Annotated in this window: 14 protein-coding genes and 1 riboswitch; of the genes, 7 read left to right on the forward strand and 7 right to left on the reverse strand. The window is 71.1% G+C overall.

Features of this window, described 5'->3' with window-relative positions; all coding sequences use genetic code 11:
- Nucleotides 1–9: 9 nt before the first annotated feature.
- Nucleotides 10–867, reverse strand: a complete 858-nt coding sequence (gene purU / locus HALOF300_RS15175) for a formyltetrahydrofolate deformylase (RefSeq protein ID WP_156741772.1) — start codon at nucleotides 865–867, stop codon at nucleotides 10–12.
- Nucleotides 868–935: 68 nt separating this feature from the next.
- Between purU and HALOF300_RS15180 the strand changes: the two genes are divergently transcribed.
- The 5 genes from HALOF300_RS15180 (at nucleotide 936) to HALOF300_RS15200 (ending at nucleotide 6,159) form a co-directional block, all read left to right on the forward strand.
- The gene (locus HALOF300_RS15180; protein WP_156741773.1) at nucleotides 936–1,472 is read left to right on the forward strand and encodes a GNAT family N-acetyltransferase; all 537 of its coding nucleotides are present in this window, start codon (nucleotides 936–938) and stop codon (nucleotides 1,470–1,472) included.
- Between the two features lie 123 nt (nucleotides 1,473–1,595).
- Nucleotides 1,596–1,683, forward strand: a riboswitch (ZMP/ZTP riboswitch).
- A 41-nt stretch (nucleotides 1,684–1,724) separates the two neighbouring features.
- Nucleotides 1,725–3,023, forward strand: coding sequence for a serine hydroxymethyltransferase (glyA, locus tag HALOF300_RS15185; protein ID WP_156741774.1), 1,299 nt, complete (start codon nucleotides 1,725–1,727; stop codon nucleotides 3,021–3,023).
- Entirely contained in the window at nucleotides 3,020–3,877 is an 858-nt protein-coding gene (locus HALOF300_RS15190; RefSeq protein ID WP_156741775.1) for a bifunctional 5,10-methylenetetrahydrofolate dehydrogenase/5,10-methenyltetrahydrofolate cyclohydrolase, read from the forward strand. Before glyA ends, HALOF300_RS15190 begins: the two co-directional genes overlap by 4 nt.
- A gap of 102 nt (nucleotides 3,878–3,979) precedes the next feature.
- A complete protein-coding gene (locus HALOF300_RS15195) occupies nucleotides 3,980–5,371 on the forward strand; it encodes a UTP--glucose-1-phosphate uridylyltransferase (protein WP_156741776.1) in 1,392 nt (463 codons plus the stop codon).
- Complete coding sequence (locus HALOF300_RS15200) at nucleotides 5,365–6,159, forward strand: exodeoxyribonuclease III (protein ID WP_156741777.1); 795 nt, start codon at nucleotides 5,365–5,367, stop codon at nucleotides 6,157–6,159. The genes HALOF300_RS15195 and HALOF300_RS15200 overlap by 7 nt, the downstream gene beginning before the upstream one ends.
- Before the next feature lie 55 nt (nucleotides 6,160–6,214).
- Here the strand turns inward: HALOF300_RS15200 and HALOF300_RS15205 are convergent, their stop codons facing one another.
- Nucleotides 6,215–6,439, reverse strand: a complete 225-nt coding sequence (locus HALOF300_RS15205; RefSeq protein ID WP_197522590.1) for a hypothetical protein — start codon at nucleotides 6,437–6,439, stop codon at nucleotides 6,215–6,217.
- A 90-nt stretch (nucleotides 6,440–6,529) separates the two neighbouring features.
- Nucleotides 6,530–7,525 (reverse strand): serine hydrolase domain-containing protein, encoded by a 996-nt coding sequence (locus HALOF300_RS15210; protein ID WP_156741778.1) that lies wholly within the window; start codon nucleotides 7,523–7,525, stop codon nucleotides 6,530–6,532.
- 127 nt (nucleotides 7,526–7,652) lie between these two features.
- Here HALOF300_RS15210 and HALOF300_RS27550 point away from each other — a divergent pair, with 127 nt between their 5' ends.
- Nucleotides 7,653–7,787: a hypothetical protein gene (locus HALOF300_RS27550; RefSeq protein WP_269455295.1), complete on the forward strand. Its 135-nt coding sequence runs from the start codon at nucleotides 7,653–7,655 to the stop codon at nucleotides 7,785–7,787.
- The gene (locus HALOF300_RS15215) at nucleotides 7,784–8,965 is read left to right on the forward strand and encodes a N(5)-(carboxyethyl)ornithine synthase (protein ID WP_156741779.1); all 1,182 of its coding nucleotides are present in this window, start codon (nucleotides 7,784–7,786) and stop codon (nucleotides 8,963–8,965) included. The genes HALOF300_RS27550 and HALOF300_RS15215 overlap by 4 nt, the downstream gene beginning before the upstream one ends.
- Here the strand turns inward: HALOF300_RS15215 and HALOF300_RS15220 are convergent.
- From HALOF300_RS15220 to HALOF300_RS15235, 4 genes are all read right to left on the reverse strand, one after another.
- Nucleotides 8,959–10,161, reverse strand: coding sequence for an ABC transporter permease (locus tag HALOF300_RS15220; protein WP_156741780.1), 1,203 nt, complete (start codon nucleotides 10,159–10,161; stop codon nucleotides 8,959–8,961). The genes HALOF300_RS15215 and HALOF300_RS15220 overlap by 7 nt on opposite strands.
- Complete coding sequence (locus HALOF300_RS15225; protein WP_156741781.1) at nucleotides 10,158–10,955, reverse strand: ABC transporter ATP-binding protein; 798 nt, start codon at nucleotides 10,953–10,955, stop codon at nucleotides 10,158–10,160. Before HALOF300_RS15225 ends, HALOF300_RS15220 begins: the two co-directional genes overlap by 4 nt.
- Nucleotides 10,952–11,983, reverse strand: a complete 1,032-nt coding sequence (locus tag HALOF300_RS15230) for an efflux RND transporter periplasmic adaptor subunit (protein WP_156741782.1) — start codon at nucleotides 11,981–11,983, stop codon at nucleotides 10,952–10,954. Before HALOF300_RS15230 ends, HALOF300_RS15225 begins: the two co-directional genes overlap by 4 nt.
- 120 nt (nucleotides 11,984–12,103) lie before the next feature.
- Nucleotides 12,104–13,444, reverse strand: coding sequence for an MFS transporter (locus HALOF300_RS15235; RefSeq protein ID WP_156741783.1), 1,341 nt, complete (start codon nucleotides 13,442–13,444; stop codon nucleotides 12,104–12,106).
- Between the last annotated feature and the right edge of the window lie 29 nt (nucleotides 13,445–13,473).

The raw sequence follows: 13,473 nt of genomic DNA on the forward strand, positions 1-13,473 counted from the left end.
TGGCGCCGTTCAGCGGAAGATGACCGTGCGGTGCCCGTCCACCAGCACCCGGTGCTCGGCGTGCCAGCGCACCGCGCGGGCGAGCACCCGCCGTTCCACGTCCTGGCCGATCGCGACCAGCTCGGCGGCGTCGTCGGCGTGGGTGACGCGCTCCACGTCCTGCTCGATGATCGGCCCCTCGTCCAGGGACGCGGTGGCGTAGTGGGCCGTGGCACCGATGAGCTTGACGCCACGGTCGTGCGCCTGAGCGTAGGGCCGCGCCCCCTTGAAACTCGGCAGGAACGAGTGGTGGATGTTGATGATCCGGCCCTCGAGCGCGTGGCACAGGTCACCGGAGAGGATCTGCATGTAGCGGGCCATCACGACGAGCTCGGCGTCGAGCTCGCCGACCAGGTCCAGCAGCGCGCGCTCGGCGGCGGGCTTGGTGTCCTTCGTGACCGGGATGTGGTGGAACGGAACACCGTAGAACTGCGCCGTCGGCGCCAGCTCGGTGTGGTTGGAGACCACGGCCACCACCTGGATCGGCAACCGGCCCTCGCGCTCGCGGAACAACAGGTCGTTCAGGCAGTGCGCCGCGGTGGAGACCATCACCACGGTTCGCACCGGGCGGCCCACGCGGTCAAGGGTCCACGTCATCGAGAACGCCTCGGCGACCTCGGTCAGCGCGGACTCCAGGTCCGCCTTCGCGGTCGCGGACTCCACCTGCACGCGCATGAAGAACAGCCCCGTGCCCGCGTCACCGAACTGCTGGGACTCGGTGATGTTGCCGCCGTTGGCGGCGAGCACACCCGCGACGGCGTGCACGATCCCGGCTCGGTCGGGGCAGGAAAGGGTCAGGACCCAGTGCTCGGGGGCTGCGATCGTCACACGGCGAGGTTAGTCCGCCCTGGGCGGTTCGGGTTCGCACGGGCGGGAGTCAGTGGAAGGATGGGGGCATGGACGAGCTGAGGATCGACGTCGTCGAGGACAAGGACGCCGGCGAGCTGCTGACCGTGCGGCGGGCCGCGTTCGTGACCGAGGCGCAGTTGTACGACGACCCGCACATCCCGGCCCTGACGCAGACGTTCGACGAGCTGCGCGAGGACCTGGCGCGGGCGGACGTCGTCACGCTCGGCGCGTGGATCGGCCCGCGGCTGGTCGGCTCGGTGCGGGTCGGCCTCGAGGAGGACCGAGCCCTGCTCGGCCGTCTCGCGGTGGTGCCGGACCTGCAGGGTCAGGGTCTGGGGACCCAGCTGCTCATGTCGGTCCTCGGCTACCTGCCGGAGCAGACCAACGAGGTGTGGGTGTTCACCGGGCAGGACTCCAAGCAGAACCTCTCCCTCTACGCCAAGCACGGCTTCGAGCACCAGTACGACCAGAACGCCGGCGACCTCACCTATGCCTACCTGCGCAAGATCCTCGGTGAGATGGAGACCGGCGAGACCGGCGACCAGGAGCGGGACGGGGCCACTTCCTCGCCGGCGGAGGCCTGAGCCCGCCGGGACGGGAGTCGTTGCCCCGAACGGGTCGAGCCGGACGAGCCCGGCCGATCTCTCGACAGATCCTCGCGCCTGGTCCGGACACACTGGACGCACCCGCGTTCGGCCTTGCTAGGCTGGACCCATCGCGACTGGCGCAGAGGTGGATCACCACCGGGGAGCGATGCAGTAGTTCGACTCGAGGTCGCCCGCCTGGGCCTGGAGTGATCCGATGAGACCCATCACTGCATCGCCTGCGGAGGAAGCATGAGCCAGCCCACGTCCACCGTCCCTGTCCGCGACCAGTCGCTCGCGGAGCTCGACCCCGAGATCGCCGCCGTGCTCGAGGGGGAACTGACCCGCCAGCGCGAGACTCTCGAGATGATCGCGAGCGAGAACTTCGTACCGCGCGCCGTGCTCCAGGCACAGGGGTCGGTGCTCACGAACAAGTACGCCGAGGGGTACCCCGGCCGCCGCTACTACGGTGGCTGCGAGCAGGTGGACATCGCCGAGAACCTCGCGATCTCGCGGGCCTCGTCACTGTTCGGCGCCGAGTACGTCAACGTCCAGCCGCACTCCGGGGCCCAGGCCAATGCCGCCGTCCTGCACGCGCTGATCAAGCCGGGTGACACCATCCTCGGGCTGCAGCTCGCCCACGGTGGTCACCTCACCCACGGCATGAAGATCAACTTCTCCGGCAAGCTCTACAACGTCGCCTCCTACGGCGTCGACGAGCAGACCCACCGGATCGACTACGACGCGCTGCGGGCCAAGGCGCTCGAGGCCCGGCCCCAGGTGATCATCGCCGGCTGGTCCGCCTACCCCCGCCACCTCGACTTCGAGGCGTTCCGCTCGATCGCGGACGAGGTCGGCGCGTACCTGTGGACGGACATGGCGCACTTCGCCGGTCTCGTGGCCGCGGGCCTGCACCCGAACCCGATCCCGCACTCCCACGTGGTCTCCAGCACCGTGCACAAGACCCTGGGCGGCCCGCGCTCCGGGGTGATCTTCTCGCGTGACAAGGAGACCTTCGGCAAGAAGCTCGACTCGGCCGTGTTCCCGGGCCAGCAGGGCGGACCGCTGATGCACGTCATCGCGGCCAAGGCCGTCGCGTTCAAGGTGGCGGCCGGTGAGGAGTTCGCCGAGCGGCAGCGCCAGACCATCGCCGGCGCGCAGATCCTCGCCGAGCGGCTCACCGCCACCGACGTCAGCTCCGCCGGGGTCTCGGTGCTGACCGGTGGCACCGACGTGCACCTGGTGCTGGTGGACCTGCGGCACTCCGACCTCGACGGCCAGCAGGCCGAGGACCTCCTGCACGCCGCCGGGATCACCGTGAACCGCAACGCGGTGCCGTTCGACCCGCGGCCCCCGCGGGTCACCTCCGGCCTGCGGATCGGCACCCCGGCGCTCGCCTCCCGCGGGTTCGGCGAGGCCGAGTTCACCGAGGTGGCGGACATCATCGGTGGCGTGCTCGCCGCCGGCACCGGGGCGGATCTGGACGCCGCGCGTGCCCGGGTCAAGGCCCTCACCGATGCGTTCCCGCTCTACCCCGGCCTGCAGCAGTGAGCGCGCGCCTACTGCCGGGCAAGCCGGTCGCCGATGCGGTCTTCGCCGAACTCGGCCCGCGGATCGACGCGCTCATCGCCGCCGGGCACACACCGGGCCTCGGCACGATCCTCGTCGGGGACGACTCCGCCAGCGCCGGGTACATCCGGATGAAGCAGGAGAAGGCCGCCTCCCTCGGCCTGACCTCCCCGCACATCCACCTCGGCGCCGACGCGACCCAGGCGGACGTGCTCGCCGCGATCGGCGACATGAACGACGCGGCCGACGTCGACGCCGTCCTGCTGCAGCACCCCACGCCGCCGCAGATCGACTTCGACGCCGCCCTGCTCGCGCTCGACCCGGACAAGGACGTGGACGGGCTGCACCCGGTCAACATGGGTCGGCTCGCCCTCGGGATGCCGGGACCGGTGCCGTGCACCCCGGCCGGGATCGAGGCGCTGCTCGCGCACTACGAGATTCCGATCGCGGGGCGAGAGGTGTGCATCCTGGGCCGCGGCACCACGCTCGGGCGGCCGCTCGCCCTGCTGCTCAGCCAGAAGCGCCCGACGGCGAACGCGGCCGTGACCGTGGTGCACACCGGGGTCCCGAACTGGGCCGACTACACCCGGCGCGCCGAGGTGGTCATCGCGGCCGCCGGCGTGCCCGGAATCCTCCAGCCCGAACACCTCACCCCGGGCGTCACCGTGATCGGTGGCGGGGTCCGCTACGAGGGCAAGCGCCTGCTACCGGACGTGGACGAGTCCTGCGAGGAGGTCGCCGGTGCGATCACCCCGCGCGTGGGCGGCGTGGGCCCGACCACGATCGCACTGTTGTTCCGCAACGCGGTCGAGGCCGCGGAGCGCCGCGTCGGCTGACGCCTGGCCGCTTGGCGGCCACGAACCACGACGACGGCGGGTGCCGGGCGCCATATGGACGCCCGGCACCCGCCGTCGTCGTCCCGTCATAGGGTTGGAGCCATGACTGAGGACGGGTTGCAGGCAGCCATCACGAAGATGCAGGCGCGGGGCATCGATCCCCGGGCGATCAACGTATTCGCCCACTACTGGCGGGACCTCGCGGCGGGTGCGCAGGGCCTGATCCCCGAGGAGACCATCGAGCCGCTCGGCGAGGTCCCGGCGCTCGGCGACTTCGCAGCCACCCCGCAGCAGCGCCGCGACGCCCTGGCACGCACCGCCGTCATCAAGCTGAACGGCGGGCTCGGCACCTCGATGGGGATGACCGGGCCGAAGTCCGCCCTCGAGGTGCGAGACGGCCTCACGTTCCTTGACATCATCGCCCGCCAGGTCCTCGCCCTGCGTGCCCAGCACGACGTGCAGCTCCCGCTGATCCTGATGAACTCCTTCCGCACGCGGTCCGAATCCCTGGCGATCCTCGAGAAGTACCCGGACCTCGCCGTGGACGGGCTGCCGCTCGACTTTCTGCAGAACGCGGAGCCGAAGCTGCGGGCGGACACCCTCGCACCGGTCGAATGGCCGGCCGACCCCGAGCTCGAGTGGTGCCCGCCCGGGCACGGTGACATCTACGTCGCGCTCCAGGGCAGCGGCCTGCTCGGAGCCCTGCGCGCACAGGGGATCAGGTACGTCTTCCTGTCCAACGCGGACAACCTCGGCGCCACCTGCGACCCGGACGTGGCGGCGTGGATGTTCGACCAGGGCGTGCCGTACGCGGCCGAGGTCTGCCCCCGCACCGCGAACGACCGCAAGGGCGGGCACCTGGCCCGTCGCCGCAGCGACGGCCGGATGATCCTGCGGGACAGCGCGATGGTCGCCGACGGCGAGGACCACCACTTCCAGGACAACGACCGTCACCAGTACTTCCACACGAACAACCTGTGGGTGGACCTCGAGGTGCTCGAGCGACTCCTCGACGAGCGGGACGGCGTGCTCGGCCTGCCGATCGTTGTCAACCGCAAGACCGTGGACCCCTCGGACTCCTCCTCGACGCCGGTGATCCAGATCGAGTCCGCGATGGGCACGGCGGTCGAGGCCTTCGAAGGGTCCCAGGCCCTGCTGGTGCCGCGACGCCGATTCCGGCCTGTCAAGACCACCAACGAGCTGCTCCTGCTGCGCTCGGACGTGTTCGAGCTCGATGACGACTCGGTCGTGAACTCGGTCATCACGCACGACGAGCCGGCGATCCGCCTCGACGGCCACTACAAGCTCGTCCCGGACTTCGAAGCGCGGTTCCCGGCGGGGCCGCCGTCGCTGCGCGAGTGCACCGGCCTGGAGGTCGCCGGGGACGTGACGTTCGGCGCCGGGGTCGTCTGCGTCGGCGACGTGCAGGTGCGCGCCGAGGAGCCCGCGACCATCACCGACGGCACCCGACTGTCCGGGTCGGTCACGTGCTGAGCATCGGTTCGGTCAACGTCAACGGCATCCGGGCCGCGTTCCGCCGGGGCATGGGGGAGTGGATGACCGAACACGCCCCGGACGTACTGCTGCTCCAGGAGGTCCGGGCCACGGACGAGATCCTGGCCGCGCAGCTCGGCCCGGACTGGCACTTGGTGCACACCGAGGGCGCGACGAAAGGTCGGGCCGGGGTCGCCGTCGCCGCCCGTGAGCCGTTCACCGCGGTCCGGATCGGGCTCTGCGCCGATGAACCGGAGCCGGACGTCGGCCGATGGGTGGAGGCGGACCTCGAACTCGGTGGCGAACCGGTCACCGTGGTCTCCACCTACCTGCACTCCGGGACTGCCGGGACGCCGTCGATGGACCTCAAGTACGCGCACCTCGATGCCGTCACCGCACGGATGGGCGTACTTGCCGCCACCGGCCGGTGCGTCGTGGTGGGCGGTGACCTGAACATCGCCCACCGCGAGGTCGACCTGAAGGCCTGGAAGACGAACCGCCGGTCTGCGGGGTTCCTCCCCGAGGAGCGTGCCTACCTGGACCGGTGGATCGACGAGCAGGGCTGGGTGGACCTGGGCCGCCGGTTCGGCGGCGACGGCCCCGGTCCGTACACGTGGTGGTCCTGGCGCGGCCAGGCGTACACGAACGACTCGGGGTGGCGCATCGACTACCAGTTCGCCACGCCGGCCCTCGCCGAGCGCGCCAAGGACGCGGTGATCGACCGTGCGCCCACCTACGAGGCGCGGTTCTCCGACCACGCGCCGGTGCGCGTGCTCTACGACCTCTGAGGCCGGGGCGGGCCGTGCCGACGTGGTGCCGCCGGCGGAGTTGTCGGCGGCGCCGTCAGTGTTGCCCGGGCGGACCGTTCGGGTTGCGCCAGGACCGGCCGCGAGTGCTGAGGTAGCCCAGGACCGCGCCGGCGACGATGAGGATCAGGCCGATCACGAGCCAGGTCGGGTCCCCGGTCATGACGCTGCCGGGCAGGATGCCCGAGCCCTGGCCCGCCCACAGGAGCCCGATCAGGATGGCGATGATGCCGACGACGGCCAGCAGGGGTTTCCTGATCACGTGGGGTCCTCTGCTCGGATGTCGCTGAGTGGTGGTGGACCGAGCCTACTGCGCCCTCCGACCGCCGATCTGCCCGGCATCGCACGCGGCTCAGCCCTTCGCTGGACCGCTCTGCTCGGCGAGGAGCGCGAAGCCGGGGCGGTCGACCGAGGCTGCGGTGGCCGTCAGGATGACCGCGCCGGTGCCCGCGGTGCGGTCGAGCCCGAACCAGGATCGGAAGCCACCAGACCCTCCGTTGTGCCAGGTGATGGTACGTCCGTCAACCGGCGTGGTGATCCAGCCTGCGCCGATCCGGGTGCCCATACCGAGCGACGCGACCGGGTCGAGAGCGGCGGTGCCGGGCGCCGAGCCGCCGAGCAGTCCCGCCGCGAGGCGGGCCATGTCCCAGATGCGGGCGCGGATCCCACCGGCCGGTCCCAGGGCTTCCCCGGTCCAGGGCTGCCGTGGCCGGCCCCCCACGGTGGTGCCGGTGAGCGCGCCGGGCCGAAGCTGGTCCATGGTCGCCGGGACGTACATGCCCCTCAGCCCGAGGGGCCGGGCCAGACGCTCGCGGACGAGGTCCGCGTAGGTCATCCCCGCGGCGCCGGCGACGGCATGGCCCAGCAGTTCGAACCCGAAGTTGGAGTATCGGACCCGAGGCCTGCCCACGCGGACCCCTCGAGCCTGCTCGACAAGCTGCGCCAGGGTCTCACCGTAGGGATTGGTGCCGTGTCGCCACAGGGCGACCGTCCGGCGCCACGGCTGTGCCGAGCGGGGCAGCCCGGGCAGCCCGGAGCGATGTGTGCTGACCGAGGCCAACGTCACGTCCGCCGCGGGCGTACCACCCAGCGGAAGCAGCGAGCCGAGGGTGGCGTCGTCGCGGATCTCCCCGCGGGCCAGCCCGTCCGAGTAGAGCAGACCGGTTATCCCCTTCGAGACCGACGCGATCTCGTAGTCGGCGTGCAGGTCGGCGCCGCGGGAGGCGACGGTCACCGCGTCCGGCGTGAGGGTCGCGACGGCGAAGACCGGATGTCGGGGTCCTAGCAATGCGTGGGCTCTCGCGGCGAGCTGTGCGCCCGAGCGGGCGCCCGGAGTCTGCGGGTCCATGCCGGCAACCATAGTTGACGGATCGGTGGGCGGTCCCGGTGGCGACCCGATCGGCCCTTCGGTGGGTCCCGGTGGCTTAGTCTCGGGCTACGGGCCGGTTCCGGCCCCGTGAACGAGGGAGTTCGTCATGAACGACAAGTCCAACGCCAAGAAGGCCGGGAAGTCCCTCAAGGAGAAGCGCGCCGACAAGGCGGACAAGCGGTCCCGTGCCGCGGACCACGCGAGCGCCGTGGAGGCCGTCGTCACCAAGAAGAAGCGGTGAGCGTGTCCGACCAGCTGCGACTCGGCCTACTCGGCACCTCCCGCAAGGCGGACGAACGTCGTCTCGCGATCCACCCCGCCCATCTCGAGCGTATCGACGCCGACCTACGCGCCCGGATCGTCGTCGAGCACGGGTACGGTGACCGCTTCGGGGTGAGCGACGCCGCCCTGGCCGAGCGGGTCGGCGGCGTGCTCTCACGCGCTGACCTGCTCGCCGAGGTCGACGTGGTGGTGCTGCCCAAGCCGCAGCCCAGCGACCTGGCGGAACTGCGCGAGGGGCAGACCCTGTGGGGCTGGCCGCACTGCGTACAGGACCGGGCGATCACCCAGCTCGCGATCGACCGCAGGCTCACCCTGATCGCGTTCGAGGCGATGAACCACTGGACCAGGGACGGCGGGTTCGGCCTGCACGTGTTCCACAAGAACAACGAGCTGGCCGGCTACTGCTCCGTGCTGCATGCCATGCAGTTGCGCGGCTTCACCGGCGACTACGGGCGCCGCCGGCGCGCCGCCGTGATCGGCTTCGGGGCCACCGCCCGTGGCGCGGTGACCGCCCTGAACGCCCACGGGGTTCACGACGTCCATGTCCTGACCAACCGGGAGGTGGCCGCCGTCGGCTCCCCGATCCCGTCCGTTCGGATCCTGCGTCTGGACCACGACGACGATCCGTCCCGGCCGAGCCACGTCATCAGCGAGGCAGGCCGGGTGCCATTGGCGCCGTTCCTCGCGGACGCTGACATCGTCGTGAACTGCACCCTGCAGGATCCGCTGGCGCCGCTGACCTATCTGCACGAGCAGGACCTGACACTGTTCCGGCCCGGCAGCCTCATCATCGACGTCTCCTGCGATGACGGGATGGGTTTCAGCTGGGCCCGTTCGACGAGCTTCGCGGACCCGATCTTCGTGGTGGGCGACCATGTCTACCACTACGCCGTCGACCACAGCCCGTCCTACCTGTGGGACTCCTCGACGTGGGAGAACAGCGAGGCTCTGCTGCCGTTCCTGCGCACGGTCATGGAGGGCCCGGCCGGATGGTCCGGGGACGAGACGATCAACCGGGCGATCGAGATCCAGGATGGACGCATCCGCAACCCGGACGTCCTTCGGTTCCAGGGGCGTGCGGACGCCTACCCGCACCCCGTGCTCGAGGCTGCGGACCTCGGGGCGCCCGCTCAGTAACGGATCGCGTCGATCGGCTTGACCCGAACCGCCACGAGGGCCGGCAGCAGCCCGGCCAGCGCCCCGATCGCCGTGGCGGCCACCAGCCCGGTGACCGCCGCGGAGACAGGGAACGGTGGGAGGTCCTGGATCGTGCCCCAGCCGATCAGGGACTCGATCGGGGCGTTGCGAACCGCGACCACGGCGATCCCGACCCCGACGACACCGGCGAGCACCGTCGCGACGAGCGACTCCATCATGATCGAGAAGAAGATCCGCCCCGAGGACGCGCCGAAGGAGCGGCGGATGCCGATCTCGCGGATGCGTTGGCGCACCGTGACGAGTGAGATGTTCACCAGGCTCAGGGCGCCGAGCATCAGCACCAGCACGCCGATGCCCGTGACCACCAGCTGGAAGACCTGATCGAACTCCTCGATGCCGAACGCGTCCTGACGGTAGATCTGCACCTGTGTCCCGGCGCCGAGGGCGGCGGTCAGATCCCGGTTCAGATACTCCTCCGCGACCGCGGCGTCCTCCGGCGGCACCCACACCTCGAGCGCCGGGACGGTGAAGTACTCAGGGTTCGGCGGGATCCACCGCTCGTATGCCGAGCTCAGGATGTAGGCCTCCGGGTACGCACCGGGCCAGAGGTCGGCGACCACGCCGGTGACCGTCGCCAGGACCGGCTCGCCGGCACCGATCAGCACGGTGGGGCGCCCGGCCAGGTCGGTGACGCCGAGCTCGCGCAGGAACGCCTCGTTCACCACCAGCGCGGGGGAGAACCGGTCCGCGTCGGCCGCAGTGAACCAGGACCCATGGATCGGGGCGATCCGGTGCATCGTCCCGTACGGCGGGTCGACCGCCTGCACGGTGACGTCCCAGGTGGCCGTCGGCATCCGGACCGGCATCGTCGAGTACGTGACCAAGGAGGCCTGCTCGATCTGGTAGCGGTCCACGAATTCGCGGAACGCCGCGGTCGTGGCCGTCGCGTCCAGTGTCGCAGTCTCGGACCAGGCGTCCACGCGGAACGTCGCCGGCCGCCCGCTCTGGGCCTCGCTGAGTTCCGCCTGGGCCTGCCGGGTGATGTCTCCGAGCGCCGTGACGCCGGTCATCGCCGCGACCGCCACGGCCACGCCGATGAGCGAGAGCAGCACCCGCAGCCGATGGATCCGAAGTTCCCCCCACGCCTCGACCAGGGCGCCGACGAACCCGGTCATGCCGGTCCCGCCTCGGCCGCGGCGAGGGCCGGGACGGACTCCGGGTCGACGACGTCCGTCGCGGTCAGGGGATCGCCGAGCTCGGCGAGGGTGCCGGCCGTGCGCGGCGCGATCGTGATCGGGGTGAGCACGCCCTCGCCGAGCCGGAAGTGGCGGGCGGCCCGGGCGGCGACGGCGAGGTCGTGGGTGATCGCGATCAGCACGGCGCCGGTATCGGAGGCGATCTCGTCGAGCATGCTCATGATCTCGGCGCCGGTGTCCACGTCCAGGGCGCCGGTGGGCTCGTCGGCGAGGATCACCCGCGGGGTGCGGACCAGGGCGCGGGCGATCGCGACCCGTTGCTGCTCGCCCCCGGAGAGTTGTTCGGGCTTGGACTCCAGCCGGTCGCCGAGGCCCATCCGGTCCAGCATCGAGGCGGCGATCGACTGCCGCCGCCAGAACGTGCGGCCGCGCGCGTAGAGCAGTGGCGCGATCACGTTCTCCAGCGCGGTCCGCCCGGGCAGCAGGTTGAACTGCTGGAAGACGAAGCCGAAGTCGTCGCCGCGGCGCCGGGCCCGACGGCGGTTGCCGAGTCTGCCGATCGGCGTCCCGTCGAGCAGGTACTCGCCGTCCGTAGGGGCGTCCAGCAGGCCGAGGATGTTCAGCAGGGTGGACTTCCCGGTGCCCGACCTGCCCACGATCGAGATGTGCTCACCGGCGCCGACGCTCAGGTCCACCCCGCGCAGGATGTCCAGCCGGGAGTCGTCGGGCAGTCGGACGGTCCGGGTGATCCCGCGCAGCTCCAGGAGGCTCATCCGAGCCCCGGGTCCATCGCGTAGGGATCGATGGGCTCGATCTCGGCGCCCGGCACGAACTCGAGGACCAGGTCCCCGGCGGCCACGCCGTCGACGATCTGGACCAGCTCGCCGTCCGTGAGGCCGAGGGTCACGGGCCGCTCCTCGGGTTCGCCGTCCGGACCGACCACCCAGACCACCCCGGTCTCGAACAGTCCCTGCACCGCGGTCACAGGCAGGACCAAGGCGTCGGCGGCCTCGCCGCTCGTGATCACCAGCGAGGCGGTCAGGCCGGGGAACACGGTGACCTCGGCGGGCACGGAGCACCGGGCCTGCACAGTGGTGCCGTCGGTGGGGGCCTGCGCCTCGCCGTCTGGCTGCTGGTCGGGGGCGCCGTCGGCGCCGACGGCGACGCCTGTGGTCAAGCCGGTACAGGTGAACGGGGCAGGCCCGCCGGGCACCTCCACCTGCCCCTCGGCCGGCGCCGAGATGAGGCGGTACTGCTGTTCCGGGGTCAGCGAGCCGAGCACGGAGAACGTGCCGGGCGTGACGGTCGCGACCGCATCGCCGATGGAGACGGCCTGGTCCTCGAGGACGGAGAACCGAACCACGCCCGAGGCTGGTGCGCGCACCACCGTGGTGGTGACCTCCGGGCTGCGCGGGGTGACGGTGACGTTGCCCTCGTCGTCGGTGCTCTCGACGGGATCGCGCGGCGTCTCCTGACGGATGACGAGCAGTCGGTCGCCCTCGGTGACGAGGGCGCCCTCGTCCACCTCGAAGTAGTTGATCGTGCCGTCCAGGTTAGCCCGCGCGGTCACGGCCCCGTCGGCGACGATCGTGGCCGCGAGCGTCACCTGATTCGTGATGGTGGCGGTTGTGACCTCCACCTGGGGCTCTTCGAACACGGCCGAAGGCTCGTCGGGACCGGCGCCGGGATCCCCGGTCGGTGTGCTGCCGCCGCCGAAGGCGAGCTGCAGCAGCGCGACTGCGATCACCGCCCAGATCAGGATCCGCAGCGCGGGAAAGACGATTCGGCGCGTGACACCCATGGCAACAGCCCCCTGCAGTCGTTCGGCATGACCCCGAGACCGGCACCCACGCCGGTCCGCACCCCCCGTGCTCGGGTCATAGTAGCGGGCCGGGCAGTGCCGTCGGGCTACTCGATTGGATCAGGAGACCCCGGTGCTGGATGTGCGGTCGTCGTCGGTTGCCGTCGGCAGCGTCGTCATCGTCCACAGCGGTGAGATCACCACCGGGAGCGCAGCGAGGAGCGAGCCGATCACGGCGAACCACAGGGCCGGGACCACCCCGAACGAACTGCCCAGCCAGCCGCCGAGCAGGCCGCCGAACGGCATCGTGCCCCAGACGATGAACCGCACCGACGCGTTCATCCGACCGAGCAGTCGGGGCGGGCACAGTCGTTGGCGGAAACTCACCGTGGCGATGTTGTAGACCACCATCATCGTGTAGCTGAGCCCGAGTCCCACGATCAGGGTCACCGTCGGCGGAATGGGTAGCACCGACGCGAGCGGGACCAGCGCGATCGGGATCCCCATCGCGACCGCGCTCACCGGGACCAGCCGGGCCTCGCCGATCCACTCCGCGGCTCTGCGGCCGAGCAGGGCGCCGAGCAGCGCGCCCACGGACGCGGCGGAGAAGATCGTGCCGAGCGCCGCCTCGCCAAGATCGAGATCACGCAGGATGTACAGGGCCTGCAGTGCGGACAGGATGCCCCACGCGAGGTTACCGAGCGCGGTGCAGGCGACCATGCGACGCAGCAGTGGCTCCCGCAGCACGAAGGACAGGCCCTCCCGGATCTCCACGACGAGCGGCCGCCGCTCCTCCCGGGGCGGCAGCGCCTCGCGGTGCGCGATCCGAGACACGAAGAGCGCGGAGAACACGTAGGTCAGCGCGTTGAACCCGATCAGCGCTCCCGAGGTGACGAACCGCAGCAGCACCCCGGCGGCGGCTGGCCCGGCCACCTGGGCGACCGACGCCGTCGCCTGCAGTTTGGCGTTGCCCTCCACCACGTGATCCATGCCGACCAGGGCGGGCACGTAGGACTGGTGCGCGACGTCGAAGAAGACCGTGGCGCTGCCGAGCAGCAGGCCGGCCACGTAGAGCAGGGGCATCGACGCGGTGCCGGTCAGGGCGGCAACGACCACGCCGGCCAGGATGGCGGCGCGGAACAGGTCAGCCGTGATGAGCACGGAGCGCTTGCGCATCCGGTCCACCCACGCCCCGGCCGGCAGGCCGATCAGCAGGAAGGCCGCCATGTTCGCGGCGGAGAGCACACCCATCTGCCACTCGGTCGCCTGGAGGGCGCCGACGGCGAGCACGGGCAGCGCGAGGCCGGTGAACTGGGCGCCGAGCTGGCCGAGCGCATCGCCGGCCCAGAGGTGGCGGAAGTCCCTGTGGTGCCACAGCGCCCGGGGCTTGGGCGCAGGGTCCTCCGGCCCAGCAGCGACGGGCGGCTCTGCGGGTGGGTCGGGCGTGGTGGTCTCGGCCATGTGACCAGTGTGAATAAGTGATTGAGAAA

Origin of the sequence: Occultella aeris, assembly GCF_902703175.1 — a bacterium.
GTDB lineage: Bacteria > Actinomycetota > Actinomycetes > Actinomycetales > Beutenbergiaceae > Occultella > Occultella aeris.